Annotated in this window: 2 protein-coding genes and 1 pseudogene; 1 reads left to right on the top strand and 2 read right to left on the bottom strand. The window is 72.9% G+C overall.

What is annotated here, in order from left to right:
• Nucleotides 1–368: pseudogene (locus PINTE_RS21180) on the bottom strand (hypothetical protein); the annotation flags it as partial.
• A gap of 218 nt (nt 369–586) precedes the next feature.
• On the opposite strand from PINTE_RS21180, the gene gcvT reads away from it, so the two are divergent.
• Nucleotides 587–1,684 carry a glycine cleavage system aminomethyltransferase GcvT gene (gene gcvT, locus PINTE_RS21175; RefSeq protein WP_068434563.1) on the top strand — a complete coding sequence of 366 codons (1,098 nt, stop codon included), beginning with the start codon at nt 587–589 and terminating at the stop codon, nt 1,682–1,684.
• A 1-nt stretch (nt 1,685) separates the two neighbouring features.
• Here the strand turns inward: gcvT and PINTE_RS22340 are convergent.
• Nucleotides 1,686–1,829 (bottom strand): adenosylcobinamide-GDP ribazoletransferase (locus PINTE_RS22340; protein ID WP_174524042.1); only part of this gene is annotated, 144 nt, incomplete at its 5' end.

Here is a 1,829-nt window from a genome sequence, read left to right as displayed (position 1 = left end):
TTGCTCTGCCCGGCGCCCTCGTCGGGCCCGGCGTCCTCGTCGAGCCCGGCGCCCCCGTCGAGCCCCGCGTCGTCGGCCGGCCGGTCGTCGACCTCGTCCGGCCCGTCGCCGCCGGAGGGGAGGGACCCGACTCCGGTGGTGATGACGACCGCCGCGGCCAGCCCGGGCACCGCGGCGAACCGGGCGACTTCGTCGGCCTTGCCCTTGGCCCGCAGCTGCCGCATGGCGTGGAGCAGGTGGGTGCGGGCCGCCTCCGGCAGCCCGCCGCCGTCGAGGAGCACCGGTCCGTCGTCGCCGGCGGCGACGAAGAGGGCCAGGGCGTCGGTCTCCTGATCCGCGGGCCGGGTGGACAGAGCGATCTCGGGCACGGCACGTCCTCGATTCGTCAACGGTTCGATGAGACTCGATGCACTTCGAATGGATCGAGATGGTGGTCGCGAATTGCCGCTTGCGAGGATAACTGCCCGGTCGCCCCCGCCAGGCCGGGCGAGTGTGTCCGATTCGATCCGGGTTAATTCGGGACCGTCCGCGAGGCGGATCGGCCAGGGACCGGGCGGGCCGGCCCGGCTCCGGCTACCGTTCCGACATGAGCCTGACCTCACCGTTGCACGATCGCCACGTCGCCCTCGGCGCCAAGCTCGCGGACTTCGGCGGCTGGCAGATGCCCATCGAATACCCCGGCGGCGGGGTGCTTCGTGAGCACGCCGCCGTCCGTGAGCGCGTCGGGATCTTCGACGTGAGCCACCTCGGCAACGCGCGCGTGAGCGGCCCGGGGGCGGCCGACTTCGTCAACGCCTGCTTCACCAACGACCTGGGCAAGATCGCGCCGGGGCAGGCGCAGTACACGATGTGCTGTGACGAGGAGTCCGGCGGCGTCGTCGACGACCTCATCCAGTACCTCATCTCGGACGACGACGTCTTTCTCATCCCGAACGCGGCGAACACGGCCGAAGTCGTGCGGCGGCTGCAGGCCCAGGTGCCGCAGGGCGTCGAGGTGGTCGACGACCACCGGGACTGGGGGATCATCGCGGTGCAGGGGCCGCGCAGCGCGCAGGTCGTGCAGGCGCTCGGGCTGCCGACCGACCTGGAGTACATGTCGTTCGAGCGGGTCGACCGCGACGGGGTGCCCGTCATCGTGTGCCGCACCGGGTACACCGGCGAGAAGGGCTACGAGCTCGTCGTGCCGGCCGACGCCGCGCCGGGGGTGTGGGACGAACTCGTCGCGGCCATGGCGCCCTACGACGGCCTGCCCTGCGGGCTCGGCGCCCGCGACACGCTGCGCACGGAGATGGGGTACGCCCTGCACGGCAACGAGCTGAGCATGGACATCACCCCGAACATGGCCAAGGCCGGCTGGGCCGTGGGTTGGGACAAGCCGGAGTTCTGGGGCAAGGACGTGCTGACGGCGCAGCGGGCTGAGAAGTCATGCCGGCTCTCGACCGGGCTGCTCGTGACCGGCCGGGGCATCCCGCGCAAGGACTGCCGGGTGCTCGACGCGCAGGGGCAGGAGATCGGGGTCGTCACGTCGGGCACGATGTCGCCGACGCTGCGGCAGGGCATCGGGTTGGCGCTGCTCGACCGCGGCAACCCGCCGGGCACGGCCGTCACCATCGACGTGCGCGGCCGTCAGTTGGAGGCCGAGGTGACCCGCCCGCCGTTCGTGCAGACCGACGTCTCGGGGTAGGTCACCCGCACAGCGCCGCGGCGGCGAGGGCGGCGGCGAGGCTGATCTCGATGGCGGCCCCCAGCACGTCGCCGTTGATGCCGCCGAGGCGGCGCACCGCGTGCCCCACGGTGACGGCGGCGGCGGCCCAGCCCGCGAGCGCGAC

Origin of the sequence: Piscicoccus intestinalis NBRC 104926, from assembly GCF_001515525.1 — a bacterium.
In the GTDB taxonomy this organism is placed as follows: domain Bacteria; phylum Actinomycetota; class Actinomycetes; order Actinomycetales; family Dermatophilaceae; genus Kineosphaera; species Kineosphaera intestinalis.
This window is presented reverse-complemented; position numbering and strand designations above follow the sequence as displayed.